This window comes from Arthrobacter sp. AOP29-A2-19 (assembly GCF_058138025.1).
Window position 1 is genome coordinate 1596845 of the sequence record NZ_CM176894.1, and the last position, 16115, is coordinate 1612959.

The following is a 16115-nucleotide window of genomic DNA, read 5'->3' on the forward strand; positions in this document are numbered from 1 at the left end:
GTGAGGTTCTTGGCTACGCGGACTTCTTGAAGCCGGTATCTGATTTCCGCGGCGCGATCCCGATGGGCTGTCGGTCCGGCCGGTCTACGGAGTCCAGCTTCGACGGCTGGGGATTAGGGTCCGCGGCCGAGATGTGGCGCTCCCACCACTGGGCACAGCGGGACCGAAGATTCCGTAGGGCGTCCATGAGCAAACCGTTCTGTAAGGGCCGAACTTCCATGTTCAACTAACGAAGGCTAGGTCGGCCTGTACCCCCTAGTCAAATGACGAATTCACCCATTCAACAAGAGCCCCAACGGGCCCGCCGGACTCAACAGATGCGACATGTGCGCGTCATGTAACCGCCGGATAAGTGAAGTCCCCGCACCACCCATTAAGGCCCGTCGGACTCAGCCGGCGGGCCTTTCCCATGCCCCCGGGCACCCCAGAAGAACCAGGAGGAGCCCGCGTGTGGAGCAAGCAACCAGCGGCGCACTCGGCGGCGTACTCGCACAGTTCGGCATGTTCGCCGGAGCGCTCGTCGTCATCCTCGCCCTCGCGTTCTGGTGGCTCAAAGCCAGCCGAGAACTCCGCGAGGAAAAGGAAGGCGTCATCGCCCGGAAGAACGGCGAACTGGCCGCCAAGGACGTGGAGCTCGACAAGCTCCGCGCCGAGCGAGACAAGTACCAGCAGGGCTACTACGCGCTGCGCTACCCCGGGTCCCGTGCGGACCCCATCGAGCAAGAGGAAGTCGAGGCGCCATGATCGGTAAGACCCCGCTCGAGCGGAAACGAAACCTGATCGGTGCCGCGTTCGCCGTCCTCGCCATCATGCTCGTGGGCGCGGTGTTCACCATCGGAGTGCTGTCGGCCAAGCGCGCCGACGTCGCCACAACGAACGCGCTCACGCTGGCCGAACAGGTCAAAACGGCCTGCGCCAAAGGCCCGCTGCTGATCAACGAGCAGGACCTCTGCCAGAAGGCGGAAGATGTCGCAGCGCAGCCCGCCGCGGCCGTAGCCGGGCCGAAGGGTGATCAAGGCGACCCGGGACCGCAGGGCACGCCCGGAACCGACGGGACCGACGGGACCGACGGGCAAGACGGCGCGGACGGGTCACCAGGCGAACCGGGCAAGGTTGGCCCCGCCGGTTCAGATGGAACCGATGGCACTTCCGGTGAGGACGGCGCGGCCGGAGAAGTTGGCGCGACCGGAGCGGTCGGAGCGAACGGGCTCAATGGCAAGGACGGTGCGGCTGGGTCCACAGGCGCAACGGGTGCCACCGGCGAGGCAGGACCGCAAGGCGCGACCGGAGAACCCGGCCCCGTCGGCCCCGCGGGCAAGGACGGCAAGGACGGTGCGACGGGCGCCGTAGGACCCGCCGGCATGGACGGGCTGCCAGGCGTCGGCATCAGCGCGATCGAATGTGTTGGCACCGGGACCACGTCCTACTGGCACGTCACCTACACCGACGGCACTACCCAGAACTCGGACGGTCCATGCCGCCTCGAGTCCACCGTCGTAGAAACCCCCACAGAAGAGGCCGCACCATGATCGCGCATCCCCCCGTCGGCCCCAACTGCCGGCACATCTACGGCAGCGAGTTCGCCAACGACACCGTCGGCATCCGCGCCGGCATGAAGCACCTCGGCATCGACTTCCAGCCCAAGATCGCCGGCGGCACAAGCCCCATCTACGCCGTCGTCGGCGGCCGCGTCGAAGCACTCTTCACCGACATCGAGCCCGGCGACTGGTCCAACCCGCTCTACCCCGGCCACACCGGGAACATCGTGGCCATCCGCGACGACATCGGTCGCGTCTGGACCTACCAGCACGGCCGCAACTTCCGCGTGAAGATCGGCCAGCGCGTCGAGGCAGGCACGCTGCTCTGCGACATGTGGAAGTCCGGCCACGCCACCAACAGTCACCTGCACCTCGGCCTGCGCGTTGGCGGCGCATGGAAGAACCCCGCGCCCGTACTCAAGCAACTCGGGGTCTGGCCGCTCACCTACAAGTACGGCATTCCGCCCCTCGTCCCCGCAACGTCCAAGCCCATCAGCAAGCCGGCCGCGCCCATCGTGGTCACACCCCCAGCAAAGGAATGGTCAGACATGGCAACCGAAGCCCAGATCCGCGCCGTCGTCCACGACGAGCTGCTCAAAACCAAGCGCGAAATCACCGCGCACACGTCCAAGGCCGCCGACAACCTCCGCAAGGACATCCCCAAGCTCGCAGGGCGTGGCGTATGGCTGGACACGCAGTACCCCTCTCGGGCGCCAGGCGCTGACCCGAAAGCCAAGCACAGCATGGCCGCCCACCTGCTCGCCACCAACGGCCAGGTCTACGCGGTCCGGGAAGGCCTCGGCCCCATCCTCGGCCTGCTCGAGGAACTCCAGCACGACCACACCAAGACCGCCGAAGAGATGCGCACCCAGATCGGGTCCGCGCTCTCCGGCCTCACGTTCGAACTCGTCACCAGCCCCCAGGAGGACGCAGCATGATCACCGCGCTATCCACTCTCTGGACGTCTTTCGTCCGCACCATCGTGCCGCCCATCGTGGGCATCGTGCTCGGCTGGTTCGCCGGCCTTGGCATCCCTGTCGATCCGGAGTTTGAGTCGGCGCTCACGGCGGCGCTGAGCCTCGCCTTCACTGCGGCCTACTACCTCGTGGCCAGGCTGCTCGAAACGCACGTCGCACCGCGGTTCGGTTGGCTTCTCGGTTCTGCCAAGGCCCCTGTCTACGTCTCGCCAACCACGAACAAGGACGAGGACCAGACCGTCTACGCACCGATCCCCGGCGCCCTGCTCCCCCGCATCAGCACCAACCGGCACGCCGACAGCGACCGCGTCGAAGGCGCCGACCACCGCGCATAGAAACAGACGACTATGGCCCCCACGCTTCACGCGTGGGGGCCATTTTGCCGTTTAGAGGCTATAGCGATTCGGACGAACAAAACGCTAGAACTCGGGACCGATGTCGGCTAGCTTCCAGAACTTTTCGTACTTTCCCGGGGCACCGCTCTCTGTAACCCAGTCCACGCGCTCGCGAATCGTGTGGAAGAACATTGGCGCTATCGAACTCGAGAGCGGGATTCCGTAGGGTCCGGTGCGCCCGGAGTCGCGTTCCCATTGTCTGTACTCGGCACGATCCTGCTGCCATTGGAGATTCGCTTGAGGAAAGCGAAGTTCAAGCTCTCCCCCAGCAGCAGCCACGAGCGCCTCGGCGCCGCGTATCTCCTCATCATCGACAGTTACGACGGCCCTAACATTGTGCGCGTCATCGTCGCCCTTGTTCACAAGCCGGTACACGCCGCGGCCCGCCCAGTACCCTTCCCAATGGATATTGCTGACTTCCGTTGCTCTGGACTCGGTTCGGCGGGCTATCTCGAGAGCATCCGCACTGGCTCTCCCGGCCTCCTCGGATGCTCGCATCGCTCCGTCGGCAGCCTGGTTGGCCTTATGCGCCTGCAATATGCCGATACCGCCAGTAATGAATGCCAGCAATATGCCCACCACAGTCAAGAAATCGCCCATACCCCTATCCAAGCAGTCAGGCGCAGATTCGCAGTTCTCGACGCGCATTTCGTTTAGCAAGCGTCAAAGCGTGGTCGCTTAAGATCTCAATGCCAAGAGCGGGACAGCTCAGCAGGAGTGCCCTAGAGCGGGCACGGAACGCCGCGTCGCGATAGGCGTTGGTGGCATCGCCGTGTGCCGTCTTGACGTTGGTGCCCCAAAGTCCCGATGTGGTGCCCGTGGTGCTGGTGGGATCGTGCATGCTACTCTTCAGTAGTCTTGGCCTTGACCCCAAGCGAGATCAGGACAGTGTTTCGCCAACCCCCAAGTGGCGGAACCATCGCGATGCTGCAGCTTCGGCCGGCATAGCGCGAGCGCCCTCACCGCATAGGCAGGTGAGGGCGTCTCTCTTTAACTGGCAATCGAACACATCTTCGAATAGCATAGTCGCGCCGGCATCGTGAGAAGTGTCGGCGACGGAGCAATCCGTGATGGGAAGCAGAGCGGCCTCGCAACCTCCGCTTGGGGGTGCGGGGCCGCTCATTCGTTTGAGGAACCACCGTGAACAAGGTCGACGTCGAGAAGGCTCTCGCCTCAGTCCATAAGGCCGAAAGGGAGCTCGACGCCCGGCGCGAGGACAAGCGCACGCAAAGGCCACCCAGGGCACCGAGGCTCCCCAAGCCCATACCCCGCATGAACGTGATGCCGCACAACCTGCACCCCGACGATTGGGAACCGGATGACGAGGGCGACCGCGGGTGGGGCGGAGTCCGTGATCCAGCCCTTCCCTAGTCAGGTAATGTTTTCCGGTGCACTATTTCACCCAGCTGAAGAGATCTCCAAGTCAACATGCCATCAACTGGTGCGACACTTTTCAGCGCCTGGCAGCGTTCGTTGAAGATCAGGGACGGCTGCCGCGGTACAACCCACATTCCTATGACGCCGAGTCCCGGTTAGCCTCCTGGTGCGATCGACAAAAGTTCGCCGACCGGTCTGGCCGGCTCAGCGACGACCAGCGAAGGAAACTCGAACAGCTGGGACTGTGGGCGGAATAGTGCATGCGCGCTACGTGCCAGCCACGTAACGGTGCCGAGCGATCCAACGCTCAATAGCGGCAGGCTCGACCTTCCATGCGCCCCTGATGCCTTTCGCTTTGATCCCCGGCCAACTCACCTGTCCGGAGCATCTTCCGGACCGATTGTGGGTGCATGTCCAAGAGTTCGGCCGCCGCGAACACGCTCAATAGCTTTTGCATGAGCCGATTATTCACCACCACCCGGGATTCTCCCGGGGGACTCTGGGGGAACTTCAGTGCGGACAAGTCGCCTCAAAGGGGGTCAAGTGGGCCCAAGGCGCAATCCCGCCTGACATGGAAAAACCCCGCCATTACGGGCTTGAATCCCTTGGAATGGCGGGGTTTTCAGCGGTGGGTCCTACCGGGATCGAACCGATGACATCCACGGTGTAAACGTGGCGCTCTACCAGCTGAGCTAAAGACCCTTGCGACGTTAGAGCCTACCGTTCCGGCCCCGGGGGCGCCAATCGGCGCGGATCCGCCGACCCATAACCCTCAGGGCGCGGCCAGGGCAGCGAGGGCGGCCCGGTAGCTATCCAGTCCGCGGGCGACGCCCGGGGCGCTGTCGAACCGCGCGGCAATCCGCCCGCCGGACACGAGGAAGGTCGATCTTCCGGCCCGCCCATGCTCCGGGTCGAAGCAACCGAACGCCTGCGCCGCGGCCCCGTGCGGCCAGAAGTCCGCCAGGAGCTCGTACCCGATGCCCAACTCGTGGGCGTAGGCCCGCAGGGCGTGTTTGTGGTCGGTGGAAATTCCGAACAGGCGCACGCCCCGTTCGGCGAAGTCCGCGCGAGCCAACTCGAGCTCCGCAAGCTCGGAGGTGCAGACACGGCTGAACGCGAACGGGTAGAACACGAGGAAGTAGTCCGCGGATCCCAACAGAATGTCGGACACGCGCTCGCCGAACTGGTTCTCCAGCGTGAAGGCGGGAACCGCGTCGCCAACGGCCGGCCCGTCACGCGGAACTTCTCCCCCCGCAGCGGCCGGTCCGTCCATCCCCACCAGCTAGTTCTTGCGCCGGGGCACCAGCCGCGACGCGGCCCAGTCCGCGGACACGCCCTCGCTGGTCGTGACGTGCAGGCCCGCGGTCGGAGCGGACTCGAGGATCTCCGCGGGGCGCACGTAGCCGTCGCGGCCGGACTTGGGCGTCAGCAGCCACACCACCCCGCCCTCCCCGAGCGTGGTGAGAGAGTCCATCAGGGCATCCACCAGATCACCGTCGTCGTCGCGCCACCACAGCAGCACCGAGTCGACGACGTCGTGGTCGTCCTCGGTCAGCAGTTCCCCGCCAATCACCTCTTCGAGGGCGTCGCGCAACTCGTAATCGACGTCGTCGTCATACCCCAGCTCCTGGATCAGGTCTCCGTCCTTGAAGCCCATCTTGCCCACAGCCGCGGTTTTAGCCGCTCCGGCGTCGCTCACGTTTCTCCTCCTACTAGTGGTTAGCGTCACCACCAGCCAACACCTTTAATCGGCCACCATCAAGCGGGAGGGCCTTGACACGCCGTCAAAGGTGCCGAATGGCACCCGATGACGCCCCCGGGGACGCGTCATGCTACGCGCGTACGCGGCGTGACTCATTCGCCCGCGCCGCGTGAGTCCGGCTACGCATCGCGCCCGCCCGAGCATTAGAGTGTCGTGGAGGCACCTCCGACCATGAGTCGGTGGCGTGCCACCAGGCGGCCGAGCCGCCGCGACGAGTTTCCACTGCACGGCGGAACCCGCCGCTCGCCCCACGCTGTACCCGTAACGAGGAGAAGTTGGACGTGGCTGAAGACGATCACATTTCCCACATCCGCAGCGGCTTGACCAGCCAGCTGCCGGACCGCGACCCGGATGAGACCGCCGAATGGCTAGAGTCATTCGACGATCTTGTGGAGACCCAGGGCACCGAACGTGCCCAGTTCATTGTCCGGTCCATCCTGCAGCGTGCGGGAGCCAAGAGCGTCGGCGTGCCGATGGTCACGACCACGGACTACGTGAACACCATTCCGGTGGACCAGGAGCCGACCTTCCCCGGCAAGGAGGAGATCGAGCGGCGCTACCGCGCCTGGATGCGCTGGAACGCGGCCGTTATGGTGCACCGCGGGCAGCACCCGAGCATCGGCGTCGGCGGACACATCTCCACCTACGCGGGCGCGGCCACGCTCTACGAGGTCGGCTTCAACCACTTCTTCCGCGGCAAGGACCACCCCGGCGGCGGCGACCAGGTGTTCTTCCAGGGCCACGCCTCGCCCGGCATGTACGCCCGCGCCTTTATGGAGGGCCGCCTCTCCGAGCAGGACATGGACGGTTTCCGCCAGGAGAAGTCCAAGGAGGGCCACGCGCTCCCGTCCTACCCGCACCCGCGGAACATGCCCGAATTCTGGGAGTTCCCGACGGTGTCGATGGGCATCGGGCCGATGAACGCCATCTACCAGGCGCAGTCCAACCGCTACCTGCACAACCGCGGGATCAAGGACACCGCGGACCAGCAGGTCTGGGCGTTCCTCGGCGACGGCGAAATGGACGAGCCCGAGTCGCGCGGCCTGCTCCAGCTGGCCGCCAACGAGAAGTTGGACAACCTCAACTTCGTCATCAACTGCAACCTGCAGCGCCTCGACGGCCCGGTGCGCGGCAACGGCAAGATCATGCAGGAGCTCGAGGCGTTCTTCCGCGGTGCCGGCTGGAACGTCATCAAGGTGGTCTGGGGCCGCGAGTGGGACTCCCTGCTGGACAGGGACGAGCACGGCGCGCTGGTCGACATCATGAACCAGACTCCGGACGGCGACTACCAGACCTACAAGGCCGAGTCCGGCGGGTTCGTCCGCGAGCACTTCTTCGGCAAGTCCCCGGAGACCAAGGAAATGGTCGCCGACCTCACGGACGAGCAGATCTGGAACCTCAAGCGCGGCGGGCACGACTACAACAAGGTCTACGCCGCCTACAAGGCCGCCACGGAGTTCAAGGGCAAGCCCACCGTCATCCTGGCCAAGACCGTCAAGGGCTACGGCCTGGGACCGCACTTCGAGGGCCGCAACGCGACCCACCAGATGAAGAAGCTGACGCTGGATGACCTCAAGGCCTTCCGCGACCACCTGCGCATCCCCATCACGGACGAGCAGCTCGAGGCCGATCCGTACCTGCCGCCGTACTACCACCCCGGAATGGACTCCCCGGAGATCCAGTACATGATGGAGCGCCGCGCCGCGCTCGGCGGATCCGTCCCCGAGCGGCGGGCCAACCACGACGCCATCCACCTCCCGGACGACAAGGCCTACGAGGTCGCCAAACGCGGCTCCGGCAAGCAGCAGGCCGCCACCACCATGGCGTTCGTGCGTCTGCTCAAGGACCTCATGAGGGACAAGGAGTTCGGGAAGCGCGTTGTCCCGATCATCCCCGACGAGGCCCGTACCTTCGGCATGGACTCGTTCTTTCCGACGGCGAAGATCTACAACCCCAAGGGCCAGAACTACCTGTCCGTGGACCGGGACCTCGTCCTGGCCTACAAGGAGTCCATCAGCGGCCAGATCGTCCACCCGGGCATCAATGAGGCCGGCGCCGTCGCGGCGTTCACCGCCGCGGGAACGTCCTACGCCACGCACGGCGAGCCGCTGGTGCCGATCTACGTGTTCTACTCCATGTTCGGCTTCCAGCGCACGGGCGACGCCTTCTGGGCCGCCGCGGACCAGATGACGCGCGGCTTCATCATCGGCGCCACGGCGGGACGGACCACGCTGACGGGCGAGGGCCTGCAGCACGCGGACGGGCACTCCCCCATCCTCGCGAGCACCAACCCGGCCGTCGTCACCTACGACCCGGCGTACGGCTACGAGATCGGCCACATCATGAGGGCCGGCCTCGAGCGCATGTACGGCGGCGAGCACGCGGATCCGAACGTCATGTACTACCTCACGGTCTACAACGAGCCGATCAGCCAGCCCGTGGAGCCGGACGAACTGGACGTCGAGGGCCTGCTCAAGGGCATCTACCTCGCCGCGCCGGCCAAGGTCGACGGGCCCAGGACGCAACTGCTCGCGTCGGGCGTGGCGGTGCCTTGGGCCATCGAGGCGCAGCGGATCCTCGCGGAGGACTGGGGCGTTTCGGCCGACGTCTGGTCCGTCACCAGCTGGACCGAACTGCGCCGCGACGGGCTCGCCGCGGAGGAGGAGCGGTTCCTCAACCCCGGCACCGAGGCGCGCGTGCCGTTCGTGACCCAGCAGTTGGCCGGCGCGACCGGACCGATCGTGGCCGTGACGGACTACATGAAGGCCGTGCCGGACCAGATCCGCCAGTTCATCCCGAACGAGTTCGCGACCCTGGGCGCCGACGGCTTCGGCTTCTCGGACACCCGCGCGGCCGCCCGCCGCTACTTCAAGATCGACGCGCACAGCGTGGTGGTCCGGGCGCTCGAGATGCTCGGCCGCCGGGGCGAGGTCGACGCGGACGCGGCGGCCAAGGCCTTCGAGAAGTACAGCCTCAACGACGTCAACGCCGGCACGTCCGGCAACGCGGGCGGAGACTCCTAGTCCCCACCCGCTCACGACGGCGAAACGACGGCGGGTCCCGCGACCCCGTGCCAACGCACGGAACGCGGGGCCCGCCGTCGTTTTTGTAGCGTTCACACAAAATGCGCCGTTCGGGCAACGTGCGTATCCTCGATGGATGAGCGAAGAGCGTCCGGCCGCCGGAGTCCCCCGCATCAGGCCCGTCCGGCAGCCCAAGGCAAGCGCGGAAACGCTGCAGCGCCTCAAGTCGCACCTCGGCGTCCTGTCCACGGTGGCGCTCAAGCACCTGGACCAGTCGCTGCCCTGGTACCGGGGCCTGCGCCCGGAGGAACGAGCGGCCCTGGGACTAGTCGCGCAGAAGGGCATCGCCTCCTTCGTCTCCTGGTACGAGCGCCCCACGTCCCCGCAGTGGGTCCTCACGGACGTCTTCGGCGCGGCCCCCACGGAGCTCACGCGCTCGATCAGCCTTCAGAAGGCGCTTCAGCTCATCCGCACCATTGTCGAGGTGGTGGAGAACCAGGTGCCGGACCTGGCACCCGAGTCCGAGCAGGTGCAGCTGCGCGAGGCCGTCCTGCGCTACTCCCGCGAGGTGGCGTTCGCCGCCGCGGACGTGTACGCCCGGGCCGCCGAATCGCGGGGCGCCTGGGACAGCCGCCTCGAGGCCCTGGTGGTCGACGCCGTGCTGCGCGGGGAGAGCCCCGACGCGCTCCGCTCCCGCGTGGCCGCCGTCGGCTGGGAGTCGCAGAGCGGCATCCAGGTCATGGTGGGGACTTCCCCGGAGGTCGCAAACGCCGGGTTCGTGGGCGACCTGCGGCGGGCCGGGTTGCGCTATGCGCGGGACTGCCTGGTCGGCATCCAAGGCGACCGGCTGATCCTGATGCTCGGCGGCGTCGGCGAACGCGAGTCCGGCTTCCCGAGGCTGAGCGAGTTCTTCGGGCCCGGGCCGGTCGTCTACGGCCCCGAGGCCTCCAGCCTGCGCGAAGCCGCGGACTCGGCACACGCGGCCTTCGCCGGCATCGCGGCGGCACGCGCGTGGCCGCTGGTGCCACGGCCGGTCTCCTCGGAGGACCTCTGGCCGGAGCGGGTCATGAACGGGGACGCCGCGGCACGCGCGGCGCTTGCGCACAGCATCTACGAGCCGCTGGAGAAGGCCGGGAACGGACTGATCGAGACGCTCTCAAGCTACCTGTCGCTGGGCCACTCGCTCGAGGGCACCGCGCGCGAACTCTTTGTCCACGCGAACACCGTCCGCTACCGGCTCAAGCGCGTTTGCGACGTCACGGGGTGGGATCCCCTGGTCCCGCGGGAGGCGTTTGTCTTGCAGACGGCGCTCGTTGTGGGCCGGCTCGACCGCACGCAGGGGTTGTAGGATACCTACAACCCACCGTGGGGAGCTTGGTGCCGCGAAACACGCGGTACCCCACCGATCTTTGGAAAGCTGGAATAGTGCTAGCAATCGTGTGCCCCGGACAGGGCTCCCAGACCCCCGGCCTGCTGTCCCCGTGGCTTGAGGTCCAGGGCGTCGCCGAACATCTGGGCGAACTGTCCCGACTCGCCGGAAGGGACCTGCTCGAACACGGGACCGTGTCAGACGAGGAAACCATCAAGGACACCGCCGTCGCGCAGCCCCTGATCGTCGCCGCGGGACTCGTCGCGGCGCGCGCGTTGTTCGACGGCTCGACCGTCCCCGAGGGCACCGTCCTGGCCGGCCACTCGGTCGGCGAGATCACCGCCTCCGCGCTGTCGGGCGCCCTCACGGAGGCCGACGCCATGGTCTTCGTCCGCGAGCGGGCCAATGCCATGGCCCAGGCCGCCGCGGCGACGCCCACCGGGATGGCGGCCGTCCTCGGCGGAGACCGCGCCGAGGTGCTCGCGGCCCTGGAGGACGCGGGCCTCACCGCGGCAAACTCCAACGGTGGCGGCCAGATTGTGGCGGCCGGCACGCGCGAGGCGATAGCCGCCTTCGCCGCCTCCCCGCCGGCCAAGACGCGGGTCATTCCCCTCAAGGTCGCGGGCGCGTTCCACACGTCGCACATGGGACCGGCCGTCGGGACCTTGGAAGCGCTGGTCCCAGCGCTTGCCCCGGCCGACCCGCGGGGTGTGTTGCTGAGCAACTTCGACGGCGCGCCCGTCACCTCCGGCGCGGCGAATCTCGCCAGCCTCGTGGCGCAGGTGTCCCGCCCGGTGCGATGGGACCTGTGCATGGAGGGCCTGTCCGCCCTCGGTGTGACGGGCATCCTTGAACTGCCGCCGGCAGGCACACTGGTGGGCCTGGCCAAGCGCGGCCTCAAGGGCGTCGCGACCCTCGCCGTGAAGACCCCCGAAGATCTGGACGCCGCCCGAGCGTTCGTTGCCGAACACACCGGTACCGCCACCGGAGAGGAAACCAACTAACGTGACTGCCGTACTGTCCCAGAAGCCGCTGCGCGAACACACCCGGATCCACGGGGTCGGCGCATCGCGCCCGGACGTTATCGTGACCAACGAGGACGTCTGCCAGTGGATCGACTCCTCCGACGAGTGGATCCGTCAACGCACCGGGATCGTCACGCGCCACCGCGCCGACAAGCACACGTCCGTGGTGGACATGGCGGAGATCGCCGCCCGCGAGGCGCTCGCCAGCGCGGGCATCGACGCGTCCGCGCTCGGGGCCGTCATCGTCAGCACCGTGACTTCGCCGTACGCCACGCCGTCGGCCGCCGCCGCCCTCGCCGACCGCATCGGCGCAACGCCCGCCCCGGCCTTCGACATCTCCGCCGCGTGCGCCGGCTACTGCTACGGCGTTGCCCAGGCCGACGCGCTGGTGAAGTCCGGCGCGGCCGACTACGTCCTGGTCGTCGGCGCCGAGAAGCTGTCCGACATCATCGACCGGCACGAGCGCACCATCTCGTTCCTGCTGGGCGACGGCGCCGGCGCGGTCGTCATCGGCCCCTCCGACACCCCGGGGATCGGCCCGTCCGTGTGGGGCTCCGACGGCAGCAAGTGGGACGCCATCGGCATGACCCATTCGATGATCGACCTGCGGGACATGGCCCTTGAGGCGGAGGAGCAGGAGGAGGGGACCGTCTTCGTCGGCGGCTCCGAGGCCAAGCTCTGGCCGACCCTGCGCCAGGACGGCCAGACGGTCTTCCGCTGGGCCGTGTGGGAGATGGCCAAGGTTGCGCAGCGGGCGCTCGACGAGGCCGGGATCAAGGTCGAGGACCTTTCGGCCTTCCTGCCGCACCAGGCCAACATCCGCATCATCGACGAGATGGCCAAGCAGCTGAAGCTTCCCGAATCCGTAGCCATCGCCCGCGACATCGTGGATGCCGGCAACACGTCCGCCGCCTCGATTCCGCTGGCCATGCACCGGCTCCTCAAGGAGCAGCCCGAGCTCTCGGGCGGCCTTGCCCTCCAGATTGGGTTCGGGGCGGGGCTCGTCTTCGGCGCGCAAGTCGTCACCCTGCCCTAGGCTGGTCGGGTACCTCCAAAGTTCCACGCCGAGAGGCGCAGAAATACGCGCCGGGAAAGTCCCGGCACAAGAGAAAGGGAGCCACTATGGCTAGCAACGAAGAAATCCTGGCCGGCCTGGCCGAGATCGTCAACGAAGAGACCGGACTCGCGACGGAAGCCGTCGAGATGGACAAGTCCTTCACGGACGACCTCGACATCGACTCCATCTCGATGATGACCATCGTGGTCAACGCCGAAGAGAAGTTCGGGGTGCGCATCCCCGACGAAGAGGTCAAGAACCTCAAGACCGTCGGCGACGCCGTCAACTTCATCGCCGGCGCCCAGGCCTAGCAGCCTCCCACAGCCGCACCCGCCCCTACCGGGGCATGGACCGCAAGGTCCCCGGGGCGGCCCGCAAACACGGGCCGTCCCACCCAGGTTTCCGCCTTCCGCGGTTTCGACCACGCACCTCAGCACAGAGAGTTTTCCGATGGCCCGCAAAGTAGTTATCACCGGCCTCGGCGCCACGACGCCGATCGGCGGCGACGTGCCCACCCTGTGGGCCAACGCCTTGAAGGGCGTTTCCGGCGCCCACACGTTGACCGACGATTGGGTGGAGAAGTTCCAGCTCCCGGTGACTTTCGCCGCCCGCGCCTCCACTCCCGCATCCGACGTGCTGGCCCGCGTCGAGATGAAGCGGATGGACCCGTCGACCCAGTTCGCCGTTGTGGCGTCGCGCGAGGCCTGGCGGGACTCGGGCATCGAAGAGGTGGACCACGACCGCCTCGGTGTGGCCTTCGCGACCGGCATCGGCGGCGTCTGGACCCTGCTGGACGCCTGGGACACCCTAAAGGAAAAGGGTCCGCGTCGTGTGCTCCCGATGACCGTCCCCATGCTGATGCCCAACGGCCCGGCAGCGGCCGTCAGCCTCGACATCGGCGCCCGGGCCGGAGCGCACACCCCGGTCTCCGCCTGCGCCTCGGGAACCGAAGCCGTCCACCTGGGCCTGGATCTCATCCGCAGCGGCAAGGCCGACGTGGTGATGGTCGGCGGCGCCGAGGCCGCCATCCACCCCATGCCGTTGGCCTCGTTCGCCGCCATGCAGGCCCTGTCCAAGCGCAACGACGACCCGGAGCACGCCTCGCGGCCCTACGACGTCGACCGCGACGGGTTTGTCATGGGCGAAGGCGCGGGGGCCATGGTCCTGGAGGCCGAGGAGCACGCCCTCGCCCGTGGAGCGCGGATTTATGCGGAGCTGGCCGGGACGTCCGTCACCTCGGACTCGTACCACATCACGGCACCGGACCCCGAGGGTCTCGGGGCAACCCGCGCGCTCAAGGCCGCCATGTTCGACGGCCGCATCCAGCCTGAGGACGTCGTCCACGTCAACGCGCACGCGACGTCCACGCCGGTCGGCGACAAGCCCGAATACACCGCCCTCAAGGCTGCGCTGGGCAAGCACGTCGACAACGTGGCGGTCTCCGCAACGAAGTCGCAGATGGGCCACCTCCTCGGTGCCTCCGGCGCCGTCGAGTCCGTCCTGACGGTGAAGGCCATCTACGAGCGCCGCGCTCCGGTCACCATCAACCTGGAGAACCAGGATCCGGAGATCCCGCTGGACGTCGTCACCGGCACCCCGCGCACCCTGCCGGAGGGACAGATCGTCGCCCTGAACAATTCCTTCGGCTTCGGCGGCCACAACGCGGTGGTTGCGATCCGCAGCATCTAGCGCAATCGTGGTGGGGAATCCCGCCGCCCCCGGAATACGTGAAAGGCCCCGAACCTCGAGGTTCGGGGCCTTCTCCGCGTCCGCACCGCCGCTGGCTGGCGTCCGGCGGAACGGTCACGGCCACTGAACCAGAAGGAAGATCGACTAGTGGACGGGTCGAACGGGTGGCCAGCCGCCGCTCTGGGGGTGTCAGCCGACCTGGTGGAGCCACCTGACGGGCACGCCGTCCGCGGCGTGGCGGAAGGGCTCGAGTTCCTCGTCCCACGCCTCGCCCAACGCCAGGGACAGCTCGTGGTAGACCGCGGCCGGGTCGCCGGCCCCTTGTTCGTAGGCGTAGCGGATACGATCTTCCCCCACAACGATGTTCCCGGCGCTGTCGGTCGTGGAGTGGAAGATGCCCAGGTCCGGGGTGTGGGACCAGCGGCTGCCGTCGACGCCGGGGCTGGGCTCCTCGGTCACCTCGTAGCGCAGGTGCGCCCATCCCCTCAGGGAGGACGCGAGTTGCGCTCCGATTCCTTGGGGACCGCTCCAGCCGACCTCGGCACGGTACATTCCGGGCGCGGCAGACTGCGGGGACCACTTCAGCTCGGTTCGTTGGTCAACGACCGACCCGATGGCCCACTCGATGTGAGGGCACAACGCGGTAGGGGCCGAGTGTACGAAAAGTACGCCCCTCGTCATGGGTACAGACATGCCATCCTCCAGTTGCCGTTGGTACGTCTTCCCCTACGACCGCGGCAGAAACCCGTTGAATGGCGTGTTCCGCTTCTCATTGTGCACGATGCCGCGCAAACTCGCCACCGGCATGGCCGCGGGAATCGACCCGCGACGTGGGAGGACGCCACGGGCGGCGTCCTCAAAGCCGAGTGGAGCCGCGCTATGCCCGCGGGTGGGCCTGCTGATAGCTGGAGCGCAGACGCTCCACGGAGACGTGCGTGTAGAGCTGCGTGGTCGCCAGCGAGCTGTGCCCCAGCATCTCCTGGACGGTTCGGAGGTCGGCTCCGCCGTCGAGCAGGTGCGTCGCCGCCGTGTGCCGCAGGGCGTGCGGCCCCGTCGCCGCGGTGTCGCCGAGTGCGGTCAACGCCTTGGAGACCATGTCCCTGACCTGCCGCTGGCCGATGCGGGAACCGCGCAAACCCAGGAAGACCGCGGGCCCGCTCGCCGGGGTCGCCAGCACCGGGCGGCCGCGGCGCAGCCAATTGCCCAGCGCATCGAGGGCGGGCAGGCCGAACGGCACGGTGCGCTCCTTGTTCCCCTTGCCGACCACGCGAAGCGTGCGTCGATCGTGGTCCACGTCGTCGATGTCGAGGTCGGCCAGTTCGCCGACCCGCAGCCCGCTTGCGTACAGGAGTTCCAGGATCGCGGCGTCGCGGTCCCGCACGGCGGACTGCCGGGCGGAGGATCCTCCCCCCACATCGTCGCCCGCAACCGAATCCGGCGCATCCAACAAGCGCTGCATCTGCGCCTGTTGGAGGACGTGCGGAAGGCCCCTGCCACCTCGCGGCGACTGGAGCCGCGAGGATGGGTCCAGATCCACCAGGCCCTCGCGCTTCGCCCACCCCAAAAAGGTGCGGGCGGCGGCCGAGCGCCGCGCAAGGGTCGAGCGCGACTTGCCCGCCGAGCGTTGGTCGCCAAGCCACAGCCGCAGGAGCGCAAGGTCGACATCCTCGAGGCCGCGCCCACCCCGGCCAGCGCAGGCGAGCAGCAGGGAGTTGACGTCGCCGACATAGGCCCGAACGGTGTGGGGGCTCCGCCCCAGCTCGAGCAAGAGGTGCCGCTCGAAAGCGTCTACGGCCGCGCGGAAGCTCTCGGGAGTCGCGACGCCCTCCGCACCGGCGCGGCCGGGGTTCCCGTCTTCGGCAGCCTCGCCGGTTGCCTCATCCCTGCCCATGGTGCAACTCTC

At 67.6% G+C, this 16115-nt stretch carries 17 protein-coding genes and 1 tRNA gene; 12 read left to right on the forward strand and 6 right to left on the reverse strand.

Translation table 11 applies throughout. The annotated features are described in order from the left end of the window. Positions 1-450: 450 nt before the first annotated feature. The 4 genes from AC3ZJJ_RS07380 to AC3ZJJ_RS07395 are packed head-to-tail and all read left to right on the forward strand — an operon-like array spanning position 451 to position 2850. Complete coding sequence (locus AC3ZJJ_RS07380; protein ID WP_489894997.1) at positions 451-744, forward strand: hypothetical protein; 294 nt, start codon at positions 451-453, stop codon at positions 742-744. Next, positions 741-1529 carry a hypothetical protein gene (locus tag AC3ZJJ_RS07385; RefSeq protein WP_489894999.1) on the forward strand — a complete coding sequence of 263 codons (789 nt, stop codon included), beginning with the start codon at positions 741-743 and terminating at the stop codon, positions 1527-1529. Before AC3ZJJ_RS07380 ends, AC3ZJJ_RS07385 begins: the two co-directional genes overlap by 4 nt. After that, positions 1526-2476, forward strand: a complete 951-nt coding sequence (locus tag AC3ZJJ_RS07390; protein ID WP_489895001.1) for a M23 family metallopeptidase — start codon at positions 1526-1528, stop codon at positions 2474-2476. Before AC3ZJJ_RS07385 ends, AC3ZJJ_RS07390 begins: the two co-directional genes overlap by 4 nt. Then, complete coding sequence (locus AC3ZJJ_RS07395; RefSeq protein WP_489895003.1) at positions 2473-2850, forward strand: hypothetical protein; 378 nt, start codon at positions 2473-2475, stop codon at positions 2848-2850. The genes AC3ZJJ_RS07390 and AC3ZJJ_RS07395 overlap by 4 nt, the downstream gene beginning before the upstream one ends. Before the next feature lie 84 nt (positions 2851-2934). Here AC3ZJJ_RS07395 and AC3ZJJ_RS07400 read toward each other — a convergent pair whose 3' ends face one another. Continuing rightward, entirely contained in the window at positions 2935-3510 is a 576-nt protein-coding gene (locus AC3ZJJ_RS07400; RefSeq protein ID WP_489895005.1) for a hypothetical protein, read from the reverse strand. A 540-nt stretch (positions 3511-4050) separates the two neighbouring features. Here AC3ZJJ_RS07400 and AC3ZJJ_RS07405 point away from each other — a divergent pair. Both AC3ZJJ_RS07405 and AC3ZJJ_RS07410 read left to right on the forward strand, forming a co-directional pair. Beyond that, positions 4051-4281 (forward strand): hypothetical protein, encoded by a 231-nt coding sequence (locus AC3ZJJ_RS07405; protein WP_489895007.1) that lies wholly within the window; start codon positions 4051-4053, stop codon positions 4279-4281. Positions 4282-4298: 17 nt separating this feature from the next. Continuing rightward, a complete protein-coding gene (locus AC3ZJJ_RS07410) occupies positions 4299-4544 on the forward strand; it encodes a helicase associated domain-containing protein (RefSeq protein WP_489895009.1) in 246 nt (81 codons plus the stop codon). Between the two features lie 372 nt (positions 4545-4916). On the opposite strand, the gene AC3ZJJ_RS07415 is transcribed toward AC3ZJJ_RS07410, so the two are convergent. The 3 genes from AC3ZJJ_RS07415 to AC3ZJJ_RS07425 form a co-directional block, all read right to left on the reverse strand. Then, positions 4917-4989 (reverse strand) — tRNA-Val (locus tag AC3ZJJ_RS07415). A 70-nt stretch (positions 4990-5059) separates the two neighbouring features. Further along, positions 5060-5560 (reverse strand): redoxin domain-containing protein, encoded by a 501-nt coding sequence (locus tag AC3ZJJ_RS07420; RefSeq protein WP_489895011.1) that lies wholly within the window; start codon positions 5558-5560, stop codon positions 5060-5062. 9 nt (positions 5561-5569) lie between these two features. Further along, positions 5570-5986 carry a DUF3052 domain-containing protein gene (locus AC3ZJJ_RS07425; protein ID WP_489895013.1) on the reverse strand — a complete coding sequence of 139 codons (417 nt, stop codon included), beginning with the start codon at positions 5984-5986 and terminating at the stop codon, positions 5570-5572. 344 nt (positions 5987-6330) lie between these two features. On the opposite strand from AC3ZJJ_RS07425, the gene aceE reads away from it, so the two are divergent. The 6 genes from aceE to fabF all read left to right on the forward strand — a co-directional run bounded on the left by aceE (position 6331) and on the right by fabF (position 14212). Continuing rightward, positions 6331-9072 (forward strand): pyruvate dehydrogenase (acetyl-transferring), homodimeric type, encoded by a 2742-nt coding sequence (gene aceE, locus AC3ZJJ_RS07430; protein ID WP_489895015.1) that lies wholly within the window; start codon positions 6331-6333, stop codon positions 9070-9072. A 136-nt stretch (positions 9073-9208) separates the two neighbouring features. Beyond that, positions 9209-10420: a PucR family transcriptional regulator gene (locus AC3ZJJ_RS07435; protein WP_489895017.1), complete on the forward strand. Its 1212-nt coding sequence runs from the start codon at positions 9209-9211 to the stop codon at positions 10418-10420. A gap of 77 nt (positions 10421-10497) precedes the next feature. Next, a complete protein-coding gene (locus tag AC3ZJJ_RS07440; protein ID WP_489895019.1) occupies positions 10498-11445 on the forward strand; it encodes an ACP S-malonyltransferase in 948 nt (315 codons plus the stop codon). 1 nt (position 11446) lies between these two features. Further along, entirely contained in the window at positions 11447-12502 is a 1056-nt protein-coding gene (locus tag AC3ZJJ_RS07445; RefSeq protein ID WP_489895021.1) for a beta-ketoacyl-ACP synthase III, read from the forward strand. A gap of 86 nt (positions 12503-12588) precedes the next feature. After that, positions 12589-12834 (forward strand): acyl carrier protein, encoded by a 246-nt coding sequence (locus tag AC3ZJJ_RS07450; RefSeq protein ID WP_489895023.1) that lies wholly within the window; start codon positions 12589-12591, stop codon positions 12832-12834. Positions 12835-12973: 139 nt separating this feature from the next. Beyond that, positions 12974-14212 (forward strand): beta-ketoacyl-ACP synthase II, encoded by a 1239-nt coding sequence (gene fabF / locus AC3ZJJ_RS07455; RefSeq protein ID WP_489895025.1) that lies wholly within the window; start codon positions 12974-12976, stop codon positions 14210-14212. A 189-nt stretch (positions 14213-14401) separates the two neighbouring features. Here fabF and AC3ZJJ_RS07460 read toward each other — a convergent pair whose 3' ends face one another. Together AC3ZJJ_RS07460 and AC3ZJJ_RS07465 are read right to left on the reverse strand one after the other, a co-directional pair. Beyond that, positions 14402-14905 (reverse strand): DUF3145 domain-containing protein, encoded by a 504-nt coding sequence (locus tag AC3ZJJ_RS07460; RefSeq protein WP_489895027.1) that lies wholly within the window; start codon positions 14903-14905, stop codon positions 14402-14404. A gap of 184 nt (positions 14906-15089) precedes the next feature. After that, complete coding sequence (locus tag AC3ZJJ_RS07465) at positions 15090-16103, reverse strand: tyrosine recombinase XerC (protein ID WP_489895029.1); 1014 nt, start codon at positions 16101-16103, stop codon at positions 15090-15092. Positions 16104-16115 lie beyond the last annotated feature (12 nt).

Coding starts and splice junctions, on each gene's coding strand:
- fabF (WP_489895025.1), top strand. CDS start 12,974: ATGGCCCGCAAAGTAGTTATCACCGGCCTCGGCGCCACGACGCCGATC.
- AC3ZJJ_RS07465 (WP_489895029.1), bottom strand. CDS start 16,103: ATGGGCAGGGATGAGGCAACCGGCGAGGCTGCCGAAGACGGGAACCCC.
- AC3ZJJ_RS07390 (WP_489895001.1), top strand. CDS start 1,526: ATGATCGCGCATCCCCCCGTCGGCCCCAACTGCCGGCACATCTACGGC.
- AC3ZJJ_RS07395 (WP_489895003.1), top strand. CDS start 2,473: ATGATCACCGCGCTATCCACTCTCTGGACGTCTTTCGTCCGCACCATC.
- AC3ZJJ_RS07400 (WP_489895005.1), bottom strand. CDS start 3,510: ATGGGCGATTTCTTGACTGTGGTGGGCATATTGCTGGCATTCATTACT.
- AC3ZJJ_RS07450 (WP_489895023.1), top strand. CDS start 12,589: ATGGCTAGCAACGAAGAAATCCTGGCCGGCCTGGCCGAGATCGTCAAC.
- AC3ZJJ_RS07435 (WP_489895017.1), top strand. CDS start 9,209: ATGAGCGAAGAGCGTCCGGCCGCCGGAGTCCCCCGCATCAGGCCCGTC.
- AC3ZJJ_RS07420 (WP_489895011.1), bottom strand. CDS start 5,560: ATGGACGGACCGGCCGCTGCGGGGGGAGAAGTTCCGCGTGACGGGCCG.
- AC3ZJJ_RS07460 (WP_489895027.1), bottom strand. CDS start 14,905: ATGTCTGTACCCATGACGAGGGGCGTACTTTTCGTACACTCGGCCCCT.
- AC3ZJJ_RS07385 (WP_489894999.1), top strand. CDS start 741: ATGATCGGTAAGACCCCGCTCGAGCGGAAACGAAACCTGATCGGTGCC.